At 68.2% G+C, this 21,923-nt stretch carries 17 protein-coding genes; all 17 read right to left on the reverse strand.

Annotated features, from left to right (window positions below; genetic code table 11):
- Positions 1–458 precede the first annotated feature (458 nt).
- Positions 459–2,954, reverse strand: coding sequence for a DUF6519 domain-containing protein (locus tag BTH42_RS32100; RefSeq protein WP_075305206.1), 2,496 nt, complete (start codon positions 2,952–2,954; stop codon positions 459–461).
- On the reverse strand, positions 2,951–5,401 hold the full coding sequence (locus tag BTH42_RS32105) for a hypothetical protein (protein WP_075305207.1): 2,451 nt from the start codon (positions 5,399–5,401) through the stop codon (positions 2,951–2,953). Before BTH42_RS32105 ends, BTH42_RS32100 begins: the two co-directional genes overlap by 4 nt.
- Entirely contained in the window at positions 5,398–7,872 is a 2,475-nt protein-coding gene (locus BTH42_RS32110; RefSeq protein WP_075305208.1) for a baseplate J/gp47 family protein, read from the reverse strand. Before BTH42_RS32110 ends, BTH42_RS32105 begins: the two co-directional genes overlap by 4 nt.
- Complete coding sequence (locus tag BTH42_RS32115) at positions 7,869–10,340, reverse strand: baseplate J/gp47 family protein (protein ID WP_075305209.1); 2,472 nt, start codon at positions 10,338–10,340, stop codon at positions 7,869–7,871. Before BTH42_RS32115 ends, BTH42_RS32110 begins: the two co-directional genes overlap by 4 nt.
- The gene (locus BTH42_RS32120; protein WP_075305210.1) at positions 10,337–10,711 is read right to left on the reverse strand and encodes a GPW/gp25 family protein; all 375 of its coding nucleotides are present in this window, start codon (positions 10,709–10,711) and stop codon (positions 10,337–10,339) included. The genes BTH42_RS32115 and BTH42_RS32120 overlap by 4 nt, the downstream gene beginning before the upstream one ends.
- A complete protein-coding gene (locus BTH42_RS32125) occupies positions 10,708–11,040 on the reverse strand; it encodes a hypothetical protein (RefSeq protein ID WP_075305211.1) in 333 nt (110 codons plus the stop codon). The genes BTH42_RS32120 and BTH42_RS32125 overlap by 4 nt, the downstream gene beginning before the upstream one ends.
- Position 11,041: 1 nt before the next feature.
- Positions 11,042–11,554: a phage baseplate assembly protein V gene (locus tag BTH42_RS32130; RefSeq protein WP_075305212.1), complete on the reverse strand. Its 513-nt coding sequence runs from the start codon at positions 11,552–11,554 to the stop codon at positions 11,042–11,044.
- Positions 11,551–12,669 carry a hypothetical protein gene (locus BTH42_RS32135; RefSeq protein ID WP_075305213.1) on the reverse strand — a complete coding sequence of 373 codons (1,119 nt, stop codon included), beginning with the start codon at positions 12,667–12,669 and terminating at the stop codon, positions 11,551–11,553. The genes BTH42_RS32130 and BTH42_RS32135 overlap by 4 nt, the downstream gene beginning before the upstream one ends.
- A complete protein-coding gene (locus BTH42_RS32140; RefSeq protein ID WP_075305214.1) occupies positions 12,656–12,976 on the reverse strand; it encodes a hypothetical protein in 321 nt (106 codons plus the stop codon). Before BTH42_RS32140 ends, BTH42_RS32135 begins: the two co-directional genes overlap by 14 nt.
- Entirely contained in the window at positions 12,973–13,629 is a 657-nt protein-coding gene (locus tag BTH42_RS32145; protein WP_075305215.1) for a hypothetical protein, read from the reverse strand. The genes BTH42_RS32140 and BTH42_RS32145 overlap by 4 nt, the downstream gene beginning before the upstream one ends.
- Positions 13,626–16,916, reverse strand: a complete 3,291-nt coding sequence (locus BTH42_RS32150; RefSeq protein WP_075305216.1) for a DUF4157 domain-containing protein — start codon at positions 16,914–16,916, stop codon at positions 13,626–13,628. The genes BTH42_RS32145 and BTH42_RS32150 overlap by 4 nt, the downstream gene beginning before the upstream one ends.
- Positions 16,917–16,990: 74 nt before the next feature.
- On the reverse strand, positions 16,991–17,230 hold the full coding sequence (locus tag BTH42_RS32155; RefSeq protein WP_075305217.1) for a hypothetical protein: 240 nt from the start codon (positions 17,228–17,230) through the stop codon (positions 16,991–16,993).
- A complete protein-coding gene (locus BTH42_RS32160; RefSeq protein WP_083655006.1) occupies positions 17,227–19,158 on the reverse strand; it encodes an ATP-binding protein in 1,932 nt (643 codons plus the stop codon). Before BTH42_RS32160 ends, BTH42_RS32155 begins: the two co-directional genes overlap by 4 nt.
- Complete coding sequence (locus BTH42_RS32165; protein ID WP_075305219.1) at positions 19,155–19,877, reverse strand: DUF4255 domain-containing protein; 723 nt, start codon at positions 19,875–19,877, stop codon at positions 19,155–19,157. The genes BTH42_RS32160 and BTH42_RS32165 overlap by 4 nt, the downstream gene beginning before the upstream one ends.
- Complete coding sequence (locus BTH42_RS32170; RefSeq protein ID WP_075305220.1) at positions 19,874–20,662, reverse strand: hypothetical protein; 789 nt, start codon at positions 20,660–20,662, stop codon at positions 19,874–19,876. The genes BTH42_RS32165 and BTH42_RS32170 overlap by 4 nt, the downstream gene beginning before the upstream one ends.
- Entirely contained in the window at positions 20,659–21,378 is a 720-nt protein-coding gene (locus BTH42_RS32175) for a hypothetical protein (protein ID WP_143752292.1), read from the reverse strand. Before BTH42_RS32175 ends, BTH42_RS32170 begins: the two co-directional genes overlap by 4 nt.
- A gap of 14 nt (positions 21,379–21,392) precedes the next feature.
- Entirely contained in the window at positions 21,393–21,914 is a 522-nt protein-coding gene (locus BTH42_RS32180; RefSeq protein ID WP_075305222.1) for a phage tail protein, read from the reverse strand.
- Between the last annotated feature and the right edge of the window lie 9 nt (positions 21,915–21,923).

Below are 21,923 nucleotides of genomic sequence, written 5' to 3' on the forward strand. Positions count from 1 at the left end.
ATCAAAATCGCGAAACCCGGAGTCTGATAATTGCGATTTTTGTGTAGGATAAATTAGCGGAAAATGAGATTGGTTCGAGGGGAGATCGAGGGGGCGCGGACGGCGTGGAGTGCTTACGGCAACGCGGTTACAGCGGTGACGGCCCGCCAATCCACCTCGTCGATGAGGAGCGTTCCGACGATGAATTCAGATATATCTCAGATAATTTTTGAGATGACATCGAATGGTCGATCAACGACCACAAAATGACATTTAAATTGATAAATTTTACAGACAGAAAATTTCATTCATAAAATCGCAAACCCTGTATGTTCGCCTCCGCACATTTTTAAATACGAATTAAATCGAAAATCTGGTTTTGCGTAATATTTGAATATGTTGGTTGTACAGCGGATAGTCGCGGGGATTTTGTTGTGGCGCTACGCAAGCTTTTAATCGGGCAGCGCACGTCGTCAGATTCAGCCTCTATGCAGATAGATGAACATATCCAGATCCGCGGCGCGCTGCGGGTCGACTTCGTTCGTCAGCAGCTCAATGCCGGTCGCCTGCCGGCTCGTACCGAGATGCTCGGCGTTGAGGTAGATGCGCCCATCGGTCGTGTCGGACCAGATGTGTGCCGAACGCAGCCGGATACGACACAGCACGCGTGACGGCCTCCATCCGGTTTTCCATCCGGCGTCTTTGAGCTGGCTGGCATAGGCCTGTGTGATGAACGCGCCGAACATGTGCGACGAGGCGCTGATGAGAAAATCGCGGGCCTGCGGGGAAGGCAGCCACACAATGCCGTGCTCGCCCGGGGCACCGAAATTCTGGCCATCGTCGACCTTACTCACGGTTCCATCCAGCCTCACACGCTGAAAACCGAAAGGCTGCGCGAGCGGCGCGTCACTCGGGACCGTCGCGGCACGCCAATAGAGCCGGTCAGGATCGGTCGCAGGATACGGCAAATCCAGTTCGATCTCCGCGACCGGCTGATCCTCTTCCACATGGTCCGGCATCGTGTCGAAGCCGAAGAAAATGCCGCCCACGAACGCCCGCTCGTACACCGACCTGCCATTCAGGATCAGGTCCTCTTCGATAAGCTGTATCGGCTTCTTTTGCTGGTCGATCAACACGATGGACCGCAACGAGATCACCCTGGTCTTTTGTGGCGCGCCGATCTTCGAGCACAGCGTGTCGAGCGCATCCTGCACGTTGTTCACGTTCGTCAGATGCGCGCACTTGCCCGGCATGTACGCCGTACGGGCCGCGGTCTCGAACGCGGCAGTGAACAGGATCGGCGGAACGACCAGCCCTCCGGCGTCCACCAGTGAGGCCTGCACCTGGTGCGAGTCGCCGTGCCGCGCGGCGTCGATGGCCCACTCTACTTGCGCGAGACCATTCGCATCCGTGAAAGTCTGAGGCGAATTGGCGGCATCGCAAAGCGTGCCGTTGATCTGGCATGAGCCGCCCGCCGGACCGACAAACGACCATTTCACCGCGGCGCCGTTGACGGGATGCTCACCGCGGACCACCCCCACGCGAAGCTTGCCCGGCAGCGCCACCATGCCCGCCGTTGCCGTGGTGAACAGATTCTGGCCGTCGCCGCCGCGATACACGGGTATCCGGTCGCTCAGCATGCCGAATGGAATACGGCAATCGTCGAGAACGATCGCTCCCGGCGCGCCGTTCATCGCGGCGATGGACGCGTAGCGCACCTCGGGGCCGTGGGGTGTCATGGCCTGCGGCGTCGCGCCCGTCTTCGGCCAATCGACGCTGCCGTTCGCGCGCGCGGCGCACGTCCAGTAGTCGCCCCGGCGGAACGTTCCCAGTCCCGCCTTCACGATGAGCCCGTCGCCCGTATCGATGTCCTGCGATTGCACCGCGCCGCCTGCCGCGACGACCGTCGCGAGCCCCTCGCCGTCGGAGAACGCATCCCATAGCCGCAGGAGCCAGCCGCCGTTGCCGTCCGCGCCCACCGCGGCGATGTCGCCAGCGCTCTGCTCTTCGAGCACCACGCGATCGTCGGCCGCGAGCGCCACGCGGTACAGCCGCTCAGTCTTCAATGCCTGCCGCGGATCGACGTCATCGTGGACGGATACCAGCTCGGCGTACTGCCCGGGCGCGAACCAGTTGCGCTGATCGAGCGGCGGCGCGCCGACCGTGATCTCGTTTCCGGACACTTTCGTCACGCGCGCCAGCACGCTCGCGTTGCGCCGCGAGAACTTGATCCGCAGCTTGTCGAGCTGGAACCGCGGACCGTCTGCATCCGGGAACGCGGCGTCGGGAACGCCGTCGTGAATCTCGAAGCGGTAGCACAGGTTTTCCATGCGGTTGAAGCCGCCGGCGGGCGTGAGGGAACACGGGTCCGTGGATGCGACGGCCGCCTGCTCGATGACGGTCAACTTGCCGGTCGAGCCCGCAATGAGCGATCGCCACTGCGCGTCCGCCGCGCCGGTTGCGCAACTGACCGGGTTCGCACCGCCGATCGCGAGCGGAAAGACCTGCCAGTCGACCAGCGAGCGGCCCGAAGCCTGCGCGTCGCCCAGCGCCACGTCGGCGAGGCCCGAATCCTCCACGGAATCGATGTAACGCACGAGCGCCTTGATGCCGATGATCGCCGGCGACACGACGCCGTCGTCATTCCGGGGATGCGGCTGGGTGCCGTTGGTGCACGACGACGGATTCTCCAGCAGCCATCCGTCGAGATACCCGTGGCCCGCGCCGATCTTGAACGTCGCCGCCGTCGCGCCGGGCGTGATGTGGAAGCCGTCGTTGCCGGCGGGCACGAGCAGGTCGTCGGGCGGCCCCAGCGTGTCCGCCGTTTCCGTCTCGATGCGGTCGAGTTGGTGGCGCGACTGCTGGTCGAGGTCGGTATCGAGAAGCGCCATCCCCTGGCGCGCGACCACGGCACGCGGACGCCGCGGATCGCTCATCGGAATGCGTAAGCGGGTTGCATCGTTTCGGATCGTCATGGCTGGGTCCTCAATTGGGCCGCCAGGCTCGAACGCGTGTCGTCGATGACGCAGGCTTCGATGCCGAAGGGGGTGTAGTCGTCAAACAGGCTTTCGAGGTTCGCACGCCGCAGCCCGTCGGCCGCCGATGAGAACGCACCCATCTCGGTATCGTTCTCTCCGCCGAGGCGAATGCCGTCGCTCACGGCCGCGTGCAGCATGGCGACCATCGGCTCGTCGAGCGAGGTGTCGAGAAAGAGCGGCAGCACGGACAGACGCGCCGACGTGTCTTCCGGACCCGAGAGCGGCGCACCCTTCTTCGCTTGCGCCGCCGCGACGGCGAGGTCGGGCTGACAGCGAAAGCGCCGCGGCACCTGCGAGGACGGCGCGATCGAGCTGAAGCGCACGCAGCCGGACTGAGTGCGTGTCACCGTCGCCGCCGCCCAGAAAATCACATTCGTCGCTTCGAGCGATTTCATCTCGCTCGTGCCCAGAATCGTCACGTTGCGAAGCGTCGTGTCGAGGCTGGATGCGTCGATTGCCAGGTCGAGCGCGCCGTCGTCGGACACGATCGAGTCCGCAATCGCGAGCGTGCCGGTGCCGGGCGTCGCGGCGTCCTCGAGATTCAAACGCCCCACGAGACTTCGCTCGATCACGACGTTCATCCCCTGCAACGCCGCCTTCGTGCCGAGCGCCGCGGCGCCGGGCGCGCGCAGCGTGCAGTGCCGCACGCGCAACCGCGACACTGCATGGTTGTCGAGAACCAGACCTTGGGTGAGTTCCAGCCCGTCGAGCACGAGCACACCCGCTCGCACGTCCGGACCGGGCGCCGCGCTCGCCACCACCCGCAACGGCGCGTCGATTGTGAAGCGCCGTTCGCGCCGCACGAGATAGCCGTGGCGGTCCGGGTTGAAGGCGACGCTGGCCGTTTTCCGGCTCGCGCGCCATTGCGCGCTCACGATATGCAGCTCGCTTCCCGGATGCGCGTTGACCGTGATGTCCTTGGCCACGCCCGCCGCGCCTTCGCGGTCGCAGCGCGCGAGGGCGATGATGCCGCGCTTGCCTGCGCCGCTCGCGGCCCATTCCGCCAGCGCGACATCGAGCGACGCAACGATGCGGTCGGCGTCGCCGGGCAAGCCCGTGGGGGCCTGGGCCGGGTCCACGACGCGCACGAAATGCTTCAGCTTGTCCGTATCGGTGATGTCGAACGGCACGTCGTCGGCGTTCCGCTCGTGCGGTCCGGCGCCCATCTCCATCCCGAGACCCGTGGCAAACGCCGCGCGTACGTCCTGCACGTCCGCGGCGCCGGCGGCCGGCGCCGCCACGATCAGCCGGCCCGTCACAGGATCGACGCAGCATCGGACCGGTTGGCCGGGCGGCCCGTCCAAGGGCTTCGGCACCGCGCCTTCGAACCCGTGATAGGCAAGCATGCGAGCCGGCCGCGCACCCGACGTGACAGGCAACGCGTCCAGGTTGGCGATGCGGACCTGTTCCGGCATCACGCGGTCGTAGTGGTCGGCACCCGTGTTGCGCAGGAAGATCACGAACGGCAATCCGTCCTCGAACCACGGCGCGACACCCAGCCGCGCGGGACGCTGTTCGCTGTTCGCGTCGCGCAGCTCCTGCGTCTCGAGGTGCAAGGGCAAGCGGCGCAGCCGATCGCGCAGACGCGGCTCCACCATCCGTTCATCCTCGTGGTTCACGCGCCGGTCGGGGTTGAACAGCCGTAGCGCGCGGCCCGGCTGCGCCGCCAGCTGGAAATATCCCGCGTACTGGTTCGCGCCCGCGGGCCAGGGTCGCGCCGCCGGCACGCCGGCAAGCGCCGCGTCGTCGAGCGTGGCGTCGGCGCGCGGGACCGGAAACGCGAGAATCGCGGGACGCTGGATATGCACGCCCACGTTCGGTACGTGATGGCGTCCGCCCGCGCGCGCGATCGAGCGCACGTCGATCAGGCGCGGCAGCGTGTCAAACGCGGTGCCGACCCGAGACGCCGTGACGCCCCGCACCGGCAACGCCGTGCCGGAACGCTCCGGCCTCACATCGAGGAGATGCTGGCAGCGCGCGAGCCGCTGAAAGTATTCGACAGCGACCGTGCCATAACCGCCCACATCGCTGCCGAGCGCTTCGAGCACGCGCGCTGTCCCCTTGCCGCGCCGGTAATGAAGCGTGTTGGCAATGTACGCGCGCGCGCTCAAGCCATGGCCGGCCGGCAGCGGCCGCAGTGGGTCGGCCGCGACCAGCGCGGCGAGGTCCGCGAGCGCGGCCTGCGGCGCGGTCTCCACGAACATCGAGTCGTAGAGCACGTCGATTTCGGCGTCGATCGCCGCGCTGCCCGAGGCCAGCAGCTTGATGAGCGCCTTGAGCTGCCAGCCGCGCGCCGCATCCTCGGTCCGCACGTGTGCGGGCAGCAACGCATAGAGCCGCTCGGTGGCGGCGTCGATACGCGCGAGCGACGTATGTGCGGTCACGGCGCCATCTCCACGAATTGAACGGCGTCGGCATCGACAACCAGCAGTCCGGCAGCGACGAACTGCCCTTTGTCGATGTGCGGGATGGGGCAAAGCAGACGGCCGTCGCGCTCGGCGGGCCCGTCGGGCAACGCGAACGTGTCCAGGCGCGCGGCGAGCACGCCCTCCACCGACTGCAGCGCCGCGAGCACCGCGCTGCGATGAAGCGCTTCGCCGAAGCGTCGCTGGAGCGCCGCGAAGCGGTCGCGCAGGACCGCGCGCGCCTTCGCCTCCACGTCCTCGCGGCGATACCCCGAAGCGATCGCGAGCGCGGCGACGATGGTCGCGACGAGCGTCGTGAAACCCTCGATGCGGACACTGCGCCCGGGGGGCGAGACGAGCGCCAGCGCATCGCGCAGCGAGCTGACGATATCCGATCCGGCTGTCGGCGGCGCGAATGTGGTCGTGGCGATGGTGAGACACACCACCGAGCGCATCCTCGTCTGGAGTTCCGTGGCGAGCGCCTTGCCGACGCCGCGCCGCGTGCGTGCGAACGCTTCGTAGTCGGCCAGCGAAACGACGCGGTCGAGCGTGCGGATCGATTGCGTCGCGCCGCTGCGCAGGTCCTCGATGCCCTCCGCGTCGCTGCCGCCTTCGGCCGGAACGAGGTTGGCGGCCTTCGGCACGCCGAGCACCGGCGTCATGACCGTGGTGAGGCGCCCGCTTTTGAGGTTGCCCGCCAGCCCGCCGCCCGTGCGATACAGCGCCGTGACGTTGTTCACGCCCGTGGCCAGCCGCCCGGCGAACATGACCTCGCTGCTTCCGTCGCGCAAGCGCTTCACGTGGCAGACGCGGTCCGCGGAGTCCTTGCCAAAGAGTGTCGGCGCTTCGTCGTACAGACGGTTGCCGACGCGCACGTCGATGGCCGGCTCATAGCCGCGCGCATCGGCGGATGCGAGATAGGTGAGCGGCGAACGCTTGAGCGCGAAGCGCGGCATGGCGATGGTCGCGCTTGACGAACCGAGCAATTCCGCGCCACCTGGAGGCGTGTCGCCATGCGAGGCGCTCACCGCGTTGGCGGCGATTGACAGCCTGGTCGAGCGGAAGCTGATGGAGACCGCCCGCGCGAAGAGAATCAACGTGTCGTTACCCGAGGGCCGGCACGACTTCACGATGGCGACTTCCGCGGCGGGAGCGCCCTGCTTGCCGCTGCCCGCCCATGTCTCGCCCGACAGCACGACGCGCCTGCCAGGCGGCAAATTCACCTTTCCCGCGACGGCGATCCGGTCTGCCTGCGACGGCGCGGGCAGCGGCTCGTCCCGGTCATACTGAAGCAGCGCATAGCGGCCGGTCTCCAGGTAGATCGCCGTCTCGCGGACGCGGTTTATGAAGTCCGGCGTGAGGTCGAAGTCCTCGATCGTGATGTGGGTGACCTTCGCGGACAGCCCGCACCCCACGACGCCCCGCTCGTTCACTTCGGCGATGCGCGCGAGCCCGCGCGCGCCCGTGTCACGCTCGAACAGGACGAACGCGCCTTTCACCGCTTCGGCATGCACCGCATCGAGATCGACCTCGTCGGCGTGGATCGAGTCGGGCAACTTCGCGCCCTGCGGGAGCAGGGCGGGATCGGGAGCGTTGACGCCGAACGCGGCCGCGCGCGCGCCCAGAATGACCAGATGGTTCCTGAACCCAGCGTCGGCCGCCGTGTTGATGGCCGCGACCGCCACCAGCGAGGCGAGCGTGATCACCGTGCGCGACGGTGTCGTCTCGGGCGGGTCGCTGTCGGGCTTGCGCGTCACCGCGCACACACGTCCATAGAGCCAGGGCCTGGTGCCGTCCTTTCCCGACCAGACGATGACCGCGTCGCCCACCTTGACGGGCATCGTCAGGTCGGCGACCACCATGTCCAGTTCGCCGGCGCCGTCATCGATACTCTGTAGATCTTTTTGCAGCACCGGCCCGAGCGCGTTCCACTCCGGACGCACCTCCAGATCCGCATCGGTCTCGAAGATCTGCGGCAGTTCGTTCTGCCCCGGAACCGAAGCGATCCTGGTGCCCTTCGGCACGATCCGGCTCGACCCCGTGGCGTCCGCCTCGTCGGCCGTGAAGGCGAGCGTCGTGGTGGCCGCGAGCGCGGGCCGCATCTCATAGCCCAGCAGCCGGGTGAGATCGACGAGCGCGCCGCGATCCTGTGTGCGGAGAATCGAGCCGTCATCGGACAGGCGTGCCGCGTACCAGGCGAGCACGTGCATCGAGGCGGCGAACGCGTCGATGAGCGCGATGGCCGGATCATCGTCCTCGCGCGTGGTGAGTCCGTCGAGCGGGCGCTCGCGGTCGATCTCGACGGAGGCGATCGACTCCAGCAGGCGGCGTTTGATCGCACCGTGCGCATAGTCGAGCGGGTCCGCCACCGCGGGACGCGGCACGACACCGGATGCCGCGCAGATCGCACAGGTTCCGCAGTAGCACGCCATCGGCCGGACCGGGTTCATCGGCCACCTCCGATGTCCAGCACGAGCCGTCCGCGCTCGGGAAAGCTCGGGTCATCGTCGAGCTGCAGCACCTCGAACGAATGCGGCCGGATCACGCCTTCGGTGAGTTCCGTGCCCGGCAGTCCGCGCAGCCGCTGGAACTTGCGCACGTTGACGCTTTGCACGCCCTCCACCTTCATCACGGCCTGGATGAGCCGCGACAGGTAAAGCGGCGCGCCGAAGGTGAAGTGGTCGGGATGGAACAGGCCCGGCACGCCGCCGGGGCCTCCCGAGGGACGCAGGGCCTCGCGCACGCGCGCGCCGACCATCGCGCGCAACGCGCCGGGACGCGCGCATACGAGCAGCTCGATGTCGAGCGGCGCGGGAATCGCGTCGTGCAGCGCCACGTCGAATGCCATCAGACGATAGCGCTCGAAGTGGTTGAGCAGCGAGCGGCGGAACGTTTCATCCATCGCGAGGCCGCCCTTGCGATCCACGTAGACCAGCATCGTCTGCCAGGCGCCCGTCCAGCGCGGCACCGCGACGGCATTCGCGACACCGTCGTGCCACCTCGCGACGGCGGCGTAGTCGGCCGCCGAGACCGCGCGCTCCTGGCGCCGGAATGCCTGCGGCGCGGCGATGCGCACCGCGGCGATCGGTTCGGGATCGCAGCCTCCACGCGCGGGCAGCGGATTGCTCACCACTACGTTCGCCGCGTCGTAAGGCGGCGCGAGCACCACGTGCGCCAGCGCGCCGGCGCCGATGTTGCCCGCGAGGCCGACGCCGAACCGTCCGCTCACCGCGAACCGCGCGTCCCTGGTCGGGGCGAGCCCTTCGACGTTGTCGCCGAAGCGCAGCGCCACGCGCAAGTCGATCGCCGTCTCGACCACGAAGCCGCGGTCGAAATGATCGCTCGCGAGCAGATCGCGGCGCGCGGTCCACACATTGAAGTCGTCATCGAGGACGAGTGCCGGCAGACATGCCGATGGCACGACCTGCGAGAGCGACGAAGCCGTCATGGCCGGGCCGAGATCGACGGCCTGAATGCGCGCGACGTCGCCGCGATCGAGCGTGGGGCGCCACGGATCGTCCGCCTCGGGCGCGGGCGGCGCGAGTCGCGGGCGCAGCGCCTCGATCTCGCCCGAGGTCATGCCATCCACCGCGGGCGGCAGCGACGCACCGTGATCGGCGAGCACGATGTTCGCGCAGGCTTCGGCGCAGATCGTTGCGGCGGCCGCCGACAGCGCATCGGCCGAACGGGTCTGGATCACGAGATCGAAGGGGAGCGCATCCGCTTCGCCCCATTCGACCGTGACCAGCGTAGCCGTCGGCCTCAGCTTGTCGGTCACGACGCGCGCGTGAGTAATCCGGACGATGTGCCGGTGGTCCTGGCGCGCGTCGGCTGCCACGCCGTTCTCGGGCGATACCGTCTCGACCAGCAGGAGAAAATCGCCCACGGCGAGGGGCGTCTTCGCGGTCATATCGGCGACGAGCGTGGTGGACGTCGCGCCCTTCGCGAGACGGCATTCGTCATCGCCCCAGGTGTAGAACGAAATGTGATTTCGCCACGGCTGCAAGCAGATCCCGGCGACGGTCTCGTAGACCATCGGCGCCAGCGTCAGCACGTTTCGATAGACCGACACGGGTACGACCTCGGGCACGCCGTCCAGACGCACCAGCAACGGCGTGTGCGCGGCGACCTTCACATCGGCGTCGCGCGTGTCGAATCGCGCGAACACGCGCGCGCTCGCGCCCTCGTTCACCGCGTAATCGACCAGCCGCGCGTGGCGTGCAATGGACGTGCGGCTGCGCGCCGTATCGATGAACGCCTCGGTGCCGACCCAGTCGAGCCGGTAACTCTGCTGATCGGCCCGATAAGCGCCCGCTTCGACGAGCATCGTGGTGAAATCGACCGGATTGTCCTCGCGAAAGCCGGGCACCAGTTGCGCAACGCGATCCAGCATGAGGCGCCGGAAACCCTGATAGTCGCGCACCCGATAGTCGAAGGGCGGGTCGGGCAGCGGCTGCGCGTCGCCGCCGCAATCGGGCGCGCAGTCGAAATCGCTCGCGCACGCGCCCTTGAACGAAAACTCCACTGCGGCGAGGCGGTCGTCGATAAACGTCGGCGGATCGTCGTTGCTCGCGCCGGAGACGATCGCCAGCCGGTAGGTCGAAAAATCCGTCGGCTGGTTGCCGTCGATGGTGAGCGTGTAGCGCGTTACGTGGCCCGCGCCATCGAGATCCGCATCGACCTTCGCGACCTTCGGCGCGCGATAGCGCACACCGCCCGTGAGCGCGATGTTGTCGACGCCGAGCGCCGCCGCAGGCATGGCGAGCGGCTTCACGAGAACAACGTCGATCATCGTCGTGTCGGCGGTCGTGGCGCCCGCCTTCAGCTCGATGTAGTCGATGCCGCTCAGTTGCCCGGCGGCCGCGAGGATCAGGGTGCGGCGACGTTCGTCGCAGCACGCGAAGCGGTCCGCGTTCATCCCAGTCGCCAGCGAAGCGTGCTTCGTCCGGGCGCCCGCGAGGCGAGCGTCTCATACTCGAGATCGATCGCGAGCACGGCTGTGGCCTCGTCGAACGAAACGGACAGATCCCGCACTTCGAGCAGATCGCCGAGCCATTGCGTGATCGCGGCCTGCAGCGTCGCCGGCAACGCCACCGCGACAGGGCCGTTGCCGGCGGAGAACACCATCTGCACGACGGGGCTGCCCAGGTCCGGCCGCATCACGCGCTCGCGGCACAACGTCAGGATGAGCAGTTCGAGCAGCTGGCGCACGTGCTCGTCGCTGGCGTACTCGGCGGTGGCGCTGCGGCCCGAGGCGGCGACGGCGAACGGGAACGCGAGGCGGCTCATGTCGCGATCACCCGCGTCTGGGCGCCCATGATGACGGGCGGCCCGCCCGGCAGCTGTTCCGCCGACTGGCAGAGCGCGACGGTCGGGTTGATCAGCAACGGCACGCCATTGGACGTGACGCGCGTCGTGCCGACGATCCATCGCGTCGTCACGCACGGCTGCGGCTTGCCCCCCGGCGCGAACGTGCAGCCCGCAACGAGACCCTGGTCGTTCAGCAGAGCCGCCGGCATGTTGTTCACCATCACGCGCGGACTCGCCGCGACGATGTTGAGCGGCCCCCCGTGCGGACAGGTGGCGGCGGCGCCGGCATGGAGGACGGGCCCGGGCATGTCAGGTCACCGTGAGCGCGCCGTTGTTGATGATCACGGACGGCCCCACCATCGCGATGGAGGCGCCCTGCCCATTCATCATCGTGATTCCCGCCGTGCCGATGATGATCACGGCGCCCGTCGCGGTCTTCACGATGACCTGCTGCGCGGGATTGTCGGAGAGCGTGACCGACGTTCCCGTGGTGGTCTGCAGGTGGATGTTCGGTGTCGCCGGCGTGCCGCCCACCAGGGCGAGCGGAGGAAATCCCGCCGGATCGGGCCAGAAGCAGCCGCTCCACAGCGGGCACTCGGGATCGCCCGCCTCGAATTCGATCCAGACGCTCGATGCGACCTGCGGCAGCGCGACGACACCCGCCCCCTTGCCCGCGAACGGAAACGACGGCAACGCCCACGTCGACGGAAACAGCCCATAGCGGTCGCTGAGCTGCACCTGGATGCGGCCCTGCAGTTGCGGGTCGAGGTTGTTCAGCACCGTCGCGCGGTACTTGCCGAAGTAGCGCGGACCCGAGCTCATGCCGGCACACCCGCTACGTTGGCGATGAGCCCGTCGCGCACGAGCTGGAAGGACTGCTTCCAGCTCCCGCGGCCGAGCGTGTTGGTGACCGAGCGCACGAACCACAGACCGTCGTGCGCGAGTCCCGCTCCGCGCACGCCGACGAGCGCGCGGGCGTCGAGCGGCTGACCATAGCGGGTCAGGTCCAGCGTGCCCGATGCCGTCACAGGCTCGGTTCCGGCGCGGCCCGCGAGCAGCGCCACCATCACCTCCGGCATCTTCATCCTGGCGGTCTCCAGCAGCTTCATCCTGGTGGGAACGAGCGGACGCGACGAAAGCGGCGGCTTGAGCAGGCCGATATCCGGCACGGGAACGGGGACCGCAAAACCCGCCACCGTGACGAACGCATACGGCAGCGTGGCCGCATTGCCGTCCGCGGTGAACGAAAGGCTCTCGACGTTGGACGCGTGGTCCATGTCGATCGTGACCGCCGGCTGCGGCACGCCGACCCGGACCTGCGGCCCCCAGTACGCGGTATTCATGCCGGGCACGGGGCCCGCCGTCACATAGAACTCGTAGCCCGCGTCCTTCGCCAGCTTCTCCACGTATTCGAGGTCGGTGCCCTGCTGTTGCGCGTAGTGGTCCGCCGGCACGCTGGGCGACTCGAAGATCGCGGGGACCGGAATCGGCGCGATCCCGAACATCGCATACCTGGCCACGATCAGCGCCACGCGCGCGAACGACGGCATCGCGGGGTACGGCATGCCGTCGTTCGCGAACAGGTTCATGTAGCCGGTGACGTCCTCGCCCGTGATCGTGAGGCGGTTCTCGCCCGGGCGCGGCGACGCGGCCACGTCCTGCCGCTTGATGGGGCCGTCGATCAGCACCTTCGGCACGCCGTTTAGCGTCGCGAGCAGGATCACGCGGATGAGCGGATCGAAGAAACCCGAAGGCAGCAGCGTCTTCGCGATCGACGAAGTCTTCGAGTAGGTGAAGACGACCTGGAAGCCCGAGCGCTGACCGACGGCGATGGTGACCTGCGCGCTCTCCAGCGCATCGATCACCTCGCGCGGCGCGGGCGCCACCGCGACGGGCCCCATCAACAACGTGAGCGTGACACCTTTAAGCGTTGCCATCGCTGGCCACCTCGAGCGGTAACGGAATGACGAGCAGGCGGCCCTCCGGCTTCGTGGCCTCGGCGGGCTCGGCATCGCCGTTGGCGTCGCAGATCCGCCAGTACTGCTCGGGATCGCCGTAGGCCTGCGCCGCCACATCGTCGATGCGCAGGTTCGATTCGGGACGGATGCGCTCGAGCGCGCGATAGCGCTCCATCGCGGGAATGATGCGGCGAGCCACGTAAGGCGTCTGCGTGCCGTCGGGCGCCGTGTGGATCGCGAGCGGCACGTTGCGATAGCGGCTGTTGGGTGAGAAGTCGTCGCTCATGGCGCCCGGTCCAGTCCGAGAGACTGCACATTCGCGGGCTTGCGCGCGGCGAGTCTCTCGCGGCGCCGCAAGGCCGTCATGAAGAGTTCGGCGCCTTTCGTGCCGTACGACAGGTCGTCGATCGAGAGAATCCGTAGACCGATGCTCACGCGTGCGCGTATCGGATTGAGCTGCGGATCGAACGCTTCCTCGACGACCGAAAGATCCGTGATCCGCACGGGCAGCGCACGGTTCCTGCCCAGCACCAGCAGCACGAGCGGCGAAGGCAGCGGCAGCACTTCGAGCGTGCCCGATGCGGCCAGCCGGTTCGCGGCATCGAGGTCATCGGCGCGCGGCGTGACGATGGTCTCCAGGTCCGCAAGTTCGGGCGCGATGCCATCGCTCACCGTCTCGGGATTGCGCTGCGGATGTTCGAGGCGGTCCGCCGCATCGAGTTCGATTTCGAGCTTGAGCGTTTCCACGGGCGGCCCCACGAGCCGCAGCGCCTCCACTCGGTCGCCCGATTCCACCTTCGCGGCACGCGGCGCGAGCGAGCGTGTCAGCGTGTCGGGGTTGTACTGAAACGCGACCGTGCGGAGCACGGCCTTGCCGTCGGCGTCCATCAGGATGAAGCCGCCGGCGAGGGTTTTGGGAGAGCGCGGGATGGCCGTCACGATACCTCCGTCGTCTTGCCTTCGGACTTGCCCTTGCCGATGAGGTCTCTGACGATATCCATCGGGTCGATTTCCTTAGGCTCGAGCGCGATCTGCGAGACATCGGGCCACGTGATCTCGCCGGCCTTGCCGTAAGCGATCTTGCCGAGCGTGAGCTTGAGCTCGGGGCCGATCTGCTTCTGTATCTGCTTCGCGTTCCACGTCCATGTATGCGAGAGCGCGCCCCATGCGGCGTAGGCCTCGGCGACGAGATCCACGTTGAGCCTCGCGCTCATGTTGCCTTTCGCGTAGGCCTCGGCGGAGAACGTAAACGCCTGCGATGCATAAGCGGCGTCGAAGTCCACCGCGCCCTCGCCCTGGATCCGCAGCGCGGGCGTGATCTCAACGCCGCCCTTGAGCCCGGCGGCCCCCGCCAGCGCCTCCGCGCCAAGGTAGGCGCCGAAGGTTCCCCAGATCTCGCCGTAGGCGGGAACGGAGAGCTTGCCCTTGAGCGACGCCTGCACATTCGGTTCGTCCTCGAGCGGATACAGCTCGCCCTTGAAGGTCAGGCCCTTCAGCCATACCGGACCCACGCCGTAGTTGAGGCCCGCCGAGGCCTTGATTTCACCGAACGCGTTGATGCCCGGAATCGGCGTGGGCACCGGGAACTTCACGCCGATGCCCTTGATGAAGGTGAGCTTGCCGCCGGTGGGCGCGGGCCACATCTTCGTGAGTGCGATGTCGGCAACGGCCACTTCCCCGCGTACCTTCACGCGGTTGTTGTGGGACAGCTCCAGGCCGAGCGTGGGACGGATGTCCTTCGTGACCTGATAGCCGATCTTGCCCTTGCCCGTCGTGTGCCCCTGTTCGTCGAATGCGAGATCGAGCTGGCCCGACGCCTTCTCCGTCTGCACGCTCACGGTTGCGCTGCCTGAGAACTTGCCCTCCGGATCGCCGTCCTTGCGGCTGTAGGTGACCTTCATCGTCGAGTCGAGCGAACGCCACTTGATGGCCGCATCGCCAGTGAGCTGCAGCACCTCGTTCTCGTAACCGCCGTTGAGCATGACCTTGTCCACTAACGGCAGCGGCTTTTCGACCGTGACGCCGCCGCGATACGCGAGCGGTCCGCCGTTCCAGCCCACGCGCAGGTTGAGCGTCGAGCTGCGCACCTGCGTGACGAGGCTGCCGTCGCCGAACGCATGCATGACGCCCTGTTCTTCCCTGAACCCGAGGCGCACCGTGGTGGTCGAGTTCGGAATCGACGCGCTCGTCGCGGTCAGCGCACCCGCCCAGCCCTTGTCGGTGCGGTACGAGACTTCGCCCTTCGCATCCTTGATGCCCGGAATCTTTTGCGCGGGCGCGAGCGAGCCTTTCGCGACGAACGCGCCACCTTCCTCCGCGGCGTCGATCGTGCCGAGGATCAGCGGCTTTGCCTGCGGGCCCAATTCCATGTCGAGCTTGCCCGACGGCTTGAACTTCATGAGGTCCAGACTCACGCTGCCGCTCGCGAAACGGAAAAACGACGACACGCGTTGCATGGCGGCGCTCGCGTTGATCGCCGCCGGGTCGATGGGCTGCACGAGCCTCAGCTCGTCCGGTCCGAAGGCAACCTTGAGATCGCCGAGGAAGCGCACCGACGGACTGATCACGCCTTCGCCAACAAACCCTTCTCCGCTCACATCGAGCCTGGTGAGCTTTCCCCTGCTGAGGTACGGATAGTAGAACGGAAGATCCTTGTTTCTGGACGGATCGAGTTTGAGCTGCCGTACCTCGCTCGCCGCCTCCTTCTCCGCCGCGGACGTGCCCGCCGACGGATCGGGTGTGTCGGGCCGGGCCCCCACGCTCGCCGAGAGCGTGATGTTGCGTTCGCCCTTGAGCATCGGTTTGGACAGGAGTTCCGCCTCGATGGTGTCGACGCCCGCCGTGGCGCTGCTGCCCGCGCTGCGTTTGTACTGCACGAACCGCATGCCGGGGATGAGACGGCGCACGCTCGAATCGATCGGCGTTGCGTCGGTGCCGCGCACCCGGATGACTTCGCTCGCTCCGCCGGCCACCACTTGCACGGGCGTGCCCGTCCCCTTCGCCATGACCTCCTTCGAGCCCACGACCTTCTTGTCGCGCAGCAGCTTCTCGACGAGATAGCTTGCATCCTCGCTGTCCTCGGGGACCCTGGCCTCCTTGAAGCGGATCTGCAACTGCACGACGTGCGTGCGGTTGGGTTCGAGGATGCGGCGTACTTCGCCGATCAACGCGGTATAGGTATCGCGTCCCGACGCCTGGTTCTTGTCGGACAGGAGCAACTGCAGGTTACCCGGCACGCTCGTGCCGCCGACCTGCTTTTCGACCACGTGGTCGATGTCGCATCCCGCGCTGGTAAGCGTGCCCTTCGCGAGGCCGTCCACAAGCTTCTTCACGTCGGCCTGTCCGACCACCGCGTTGACCTCGGGATCGGACCCGGCGGTGTCGCGCAGGCCCTTGGCGAGGCCTGTCAGACTGGTGAATCCATAGTTGTTGAGCCAGATGTTCTTGTACTTCTCGCCCGGCTTCTCCATGTACGCCTTGATCGACTCGGCCGCCGCGTAGTTCTTGCCGTCGAAGACCGGCGAGAAAACGAGGCGGCCGCCCGACGCCATCGCGGTGTAGCCCTCCTGCACCCATGCGCCCTTGCCTTTCACGCGCGGCAACCTGAACTGCGGAACGGTCACGACGAGCACCGTCGCATTGCGCCCGGCCGGGGTTTCCTCGATCACCTCCACGTCGGCGGGCAGGTCCGGGTTGGATCCGGCGGGCGCCGCGGGTGTCCTCGCATCCGCCGCGGCGGGCGTCTTCGCGCCCGCTGCAGCCGGCGTATCGCCGTTCGCGCGGAATACCGCGGGTGTGCCGACGCGCGTGAGCGCGCCGACATGGCGGCCCGCGGTCACGTCGAGCGCCGCGCGATCGGCCTGCGCCTCGAGTTCGGCGTCGGCGTGCGCGGGCAGCGGGCCGTCCGCCTTCATCTGGACGCCTCGTTGCTGCACGCTGTGGGCGAGCTCGTGCGCGATCAGCGCCTGGCCCGCGACCGACGCCGGCCGGTACGCGCCTTCGCCGAACACGAGATGGTCGCCCGCGGCGTAGGCGCGCGCGCCGAGCGCGCGGGCATCGTCGTGAGCGCGCGCATCGTCGTGCACACGGATGCCCGAGAAGTCGCGAGCGAAACCGGTCTCCATCGCGGTGCGCGTGCCTGCATCGAGCATGTGGCCACCGTCGGCGACGGGCGGCGCCATCACGCTGCCGCTATTGCCGAATGTCGAACGCCGTTGCGCGATCACGGGACGCGGCTCGTTGCGCGGGGCAGGGCGGCGCGCGGGCGTACTGTGCGGGCGCACTTGCAGCGCTGACGACCTCATCGCGGCGACTCCAGCTTCGCCGCCACCGCTTCCCGCACGGCCATCGAGAGCCGGTCGGCCGGCATGCGCGATGAGCGCGAAAGCGGCGCGCCGTCACGCACGGCGGCAAACGCCTGTTCGAGCGCCGGCAGCAGCGCATCGGCGAGTCGCCGCGCCTCCAGACCCGACGCACTGCTGATCGTCACGCGCCGCACTTTCACCGACAAGGACGGCGAGCGCAGTATCAACTCGTTCATGCGGCGGCCTCCAGGTTGAACACGGGCATCGGCTGGTCGTGCTTGCGCAATTCGTCGGCAAGCTCGGCCGCGATGCGCCGCGCGTCGATTACTCCGCCACCGTCCGCCGCGAGGAAGGCCGCCCCCAGCGCAACGTTGCGGATACTGCCGCCGCTCAGAGGCAACGAGGCGAGCACGCGCCAGTCGATCGAGCCCAGCGGCGCGCCGCACGGGAACGCCTGCTGCCACAGGCGCAGCCTCTCGTCCTGCGACGGCATCGGGAAATCGACCACGAAGCGGAAGCGGCGCAAAAACGCAGGATCGATTGCATGCCGCATGTTGGTCGTGACCACGGTGAAGCCGCGGAACGATTCGATCCGCTGCAGCAGGTCCCCGATCTCCGCGTTGACATGGCGATCGGTCGCGTTGCCCACGGTGCCGCGCGCGCCCCAGATCGCGTCGCCTTCGTTCCATACCATGACGGCGCCGCAGCGTTCGGCCATGCGAAAGGCGGCGGCAATATTCTTCGAGGTCTCACCGATGTACTTGCTGATCAGCTGGCTGAGATCGATGACCATCACGCGCAGGTCGAGCGAGGAGGCGAGCACCTCGGCGGACATGGTCTTGCCGGTGCCGCTCGGGCCGGCGAAGAGCGCGGCCACGCCGCGGCCGCGGCCGCCCATGCGCTCGCCGAAGCCCCATTCGTCGAGCACCGTGGTCGCGTGCCGCACGTGCATCTCGACGCGGTGCAGCGCCGACTCGACGGGCGGCGGCAACACGAGGTCGCTCCAGCGGAACACCGGCTCGGCGATCGCCACGCCCGGCGGCATCGCGCCGCTCGCCACGCGGCCCGCGGCATGCCACAACGATCGCGCCGCTTCGCTACCGTCAGCCGCCTGCTCGATGGCGGGCGCCATGCGCATGCACAACGCGTCGATCTCGTCGGGCCGCAGCGCGAACTGCGCGGCGACGCGCGCGAGCCCGGGCCCCAGCTTCGCCGCCGGGGCGCCACCGAGCGCGCGCTGCCAGCGATCGAGCGAGGCGCCCGGACCGTCGGGTCCCGCGCCGATGTCGCGCACGCGCCGCCGCATCGGCGCGGACAGGCGCGCGCCCGCGATAATCACGTGGCCCGCCGTGCGGTCGATGAACTCGGCGACCGGTCCCGCGGCGCCAGCATCGGCAATCACGATGAGCGCGGCCCCGTCGAGTGCCGCGTCGCGGCTCCAATGGCGCGCGAGGCGATCGCGCGCCACGGCCTCCTGCGGGATCTCGTCGCCCGCGAGCATGTACGGCACGAGGCCGAGCGCCTGCAGGCACGCGGCGATCGTCGCGATATCGCCGCTCTCGATACAGCCCACCGGCGAAAGCCCGTCCCCGCCCCGCGCGCCGAGCGTCTCCCGCAACTCGCGCACAACGTCCTCGCGCGCGAGCGCGGGGTTCACAGGCACGCGGGCGATGCGCGCCTCGACCTCGGGCTCGCACGGCGGCGCGCCGCACAGGCGGTCCAGCACCGCCTCGCGCAGCCATATGCGCGATTCAATTCTGGGCATCTCTTCCTCGAGCGCGACGAAGCCGAAACGGCGCAAGCTCGCATGGGCCGACAGCAAACCGGCGTGCAAACCCGGCACGAGGCGCTGCGCGAGCCATAGCGGCACGCCGGGCACGCCGCCGGGACAGGCCTGCGCGACGCCGCGCGCGACGCGCTCGGACAACGCGGCCGCAAACAGCAGCAGTACGAGGCCCGCCTCGGCGGGATCGAGCATGAAGCCTTCGACGATGCGCCGCATGACGCCTCGCGTATCGCCACGCTCGAGCGCATGCGCAAGCGCCGTGAGCGCCGCGCCCTCGTCGGGTCGCCCGAGCGAGCGCAGCGCATCGAGCGCCGCCGTCTCGGCGAGCGCGAGGAGCGGTTCCTGTCCGGCTGGCACACGAGGTGAGGTCGCGTTCATGAGCTGAAAACGTTGCGGTCGTCGTTCGATGGATCGGCCTCGGGATCGGCAACCGGCCGCCCCGAGATGGAGACGCTTTGGACCTCCTTGAGCGGGGGATACGTTTCGTCGGTGTCGAGGAACACGGTCGTCACGACGTAGTACGCGCACGGCCGCATCGGCGATTGCAGCGCGCCCCAGATCTTCGTGGACAGATCGACGTCGAGGGCCATCTGCGTGATGGTGATCGATTCGGGCTGGCTGGCCGGGTCCTGCAGCGGCTCCCCGGGAAGCGTGTCCGTGAGCTTCGACGGCACCAGGGGCACCGCGACCGCCGCAAGGATTTTCGCGATCATCGGCCGTGGAACGATGGCGTTGCGATGAAGCGCATTCATGCCGATACCGAGCACCGCTTCGCGCTCGAGATCGGCGCCGTACGCGCCTAGCATGTAATGCAGATCGAGCACCAGCGGCGCCTTTGCGAAACGCGCCCCCTGGCCGTCGATGTGCGGGTCGCACATGTTGCGCCACGCACCGTTCGTCGCGACGTGATGCAGGTACAGCACGAGCCCCGCCGATTCCGCGGGCGCACTGCCGACCGGCGTTGACGCCGGACGCGGCGGCGGCTCGACCGACACCTTGGGCGGCGTCAGCGACGAGCCATAGACCGCCTTGAGCCGCCCCTCGATGATCGAACGCAGCACGAAGGTCGTCGCGGGGATGGCGAATTGCGCGCTCATTGCCCGCCCGCCCCGTGGCGCGTCAGATATTCGTCGAGCGACACGGCCGGGGCCGGGTTGCTCGCGCGCGGTGCCGGCGCGGCCGGCGTGTGTTGTGGCTCGATGCGGATCTCGATGCGATCGATCTCGATGACGAGCGGCTGCGGCACCGCCGATGCTTCGGCGACGGCGCGCACCGGCCCGGACGATGGCGGCGGCGAGACCGGTTGCGCGTGGACCGGGATCGGCTCGTGGTCTCGCGGCGGATCGATCTTGACGATGACGGGTGGAGCGTGCGCCGCGCTGTCCGTCGGCTCCGTCGCCGGCAGCGTGTGTGGCGTGTCGCGCGGCTCCGTGATGCGCGGCAAGAGCGTCGCATCGACGCCATCGCGGACCTCGCTGCGATGCAATTGGACGCGCTCGATGACAGGCGGCGCGGCACGGGGCGCCACAGCGGCCGGCAGCGGCGCGATCGCTGTCGCGGTTACGGATGCGGGCCGCCCAGTCCCGTTCTCCGACGGGCGCTGCGCGTCGTCCGTCTGCTCGCGCGGAACAAAGGCCGCAGCCGTGCGCGGCGCGTCTGCCGTGGTCTCGCGCTCCATGCGCGGCGGCACTGGCAGCGCGGATGCAGGCTGGAAAGATTCGCCGAGGGTCCGAGGCGGCGGCGCTTCAGTCTCGACATCGAAGACGTCGAGACCGTCGGGGCGCGCGTCGTCCACCTCGAAGAGCGATCGCGGACGCGGCGCGGCGGCGCCGGGCTGTCCCAGCGCCGCGCGATCGACGGCCTCCCAGAAGCCCGACATCATGCCCTCGCCTGCGGTGGAACCGCGCCGCGCAGCGCGGCCATCGCAACGTAGCGATGCCGCCGCTCGACCGGCAGCGCGAGTATCGCGTCCTCGCTCCAGCCGTACGTGGATGCCAGCCGGTCGACGTCGCGATACAGACCTTCGACGATCGCGTCGATCTCGTGCGCAACCAGGGCGGCCACTTCGACCGACGCCGCGAGCGCCGTGCCGCAGCCGACGCACGTGATGTTCACGACGATGTTCGAAAGCGGATCGATCACTTCGAAGCGGCGCCCCAGGCGCAGCATCGCCAGCTCGTGCAGGACACTCCCCGCGCCGTCGACGCGGCACCGCTCGAGCACCGCCGAGCGCACGTCATGGCTGGCGGCCGCCGCCTCGATATCGGTCATGCGCGGGAGGCGGAATACGCCCATCCCGCGGCCCAGATTCAGCTTCACGCGGGCGTCGCGTGGCGCGGCCGGCGTATCGAGGAACGCCTTCAATGGCAGATCCAGCTCATTGTCGACGCCGCAGGCAGAGCACTTCACGCAGGCTTCGAGCGGCCCGCGAACCAATGCGCAGTGCAGGCGCAGCAGCCGCCTGTTACGGTCGCCGAGCGTGTCGTCGCCGCACGCGCGCGTGTCGTCCATCGCGCGCACGAGACGCGCCAACCGCCGGTGCGGCGGCACCGACCGGTCGAGACTCCAGGCGGCCACCAGGCGTGCGGCTGAGAGCACGGCGTACGCTCCGATCAGGGTTCGGTGAACTTCGGCGGGGCCGGCTCGGTCACGGCGGGATCACGCTCCCAGCCCTCGTTCTCGATCTTGAGCTTGGCGATGGCGACGCCGTTCGCGTTGGCATCCAGGTCCGGCAGTGCCTGGAACTCCGACACCCAACAGCGGAAAATGCTGTACGAGAGCACCGTCTGCCCTGCCTCGTTGAGCAACTCGATGATGATGTCCTTGCGAAAATCCGCGAGCGATACTTCACTGCCTGCAACGGAGCCGAAGTTCCACACCTTGTTGGCCCAGCGCTCGAAATCAAGGTCGTGGGTCACCCCGCGCTCGATCGTGATCGCGTCGTATTCGGTGCGTCCCGGCGCTTTGAAGCTGGTCGAGGGATCGCCGCCGCAGCGGTGCTTGATCATCTCCGTGGTGCGCTTGAGCGTCGAGATCTTCGAGACGCCAGCAACATAGCGCCCGTCCCATTTCACGCGGAACTTGAAGTTCTTGTAAGGGTCCAGCCGGTTCGAACCGGCGGAGAACTGGGCCATGATCGCGCT

Source organism: Burkholderia sp. SRS-W-2-2016, from assembly GCF_001931485.1.
In the GTDB taxonomy this organism is placed as follows: Bacteria; Pseudomonadota; Gammaproteobacteria; order Burkholderiales; family Burkholderiaceae; genus Paraburkholderia.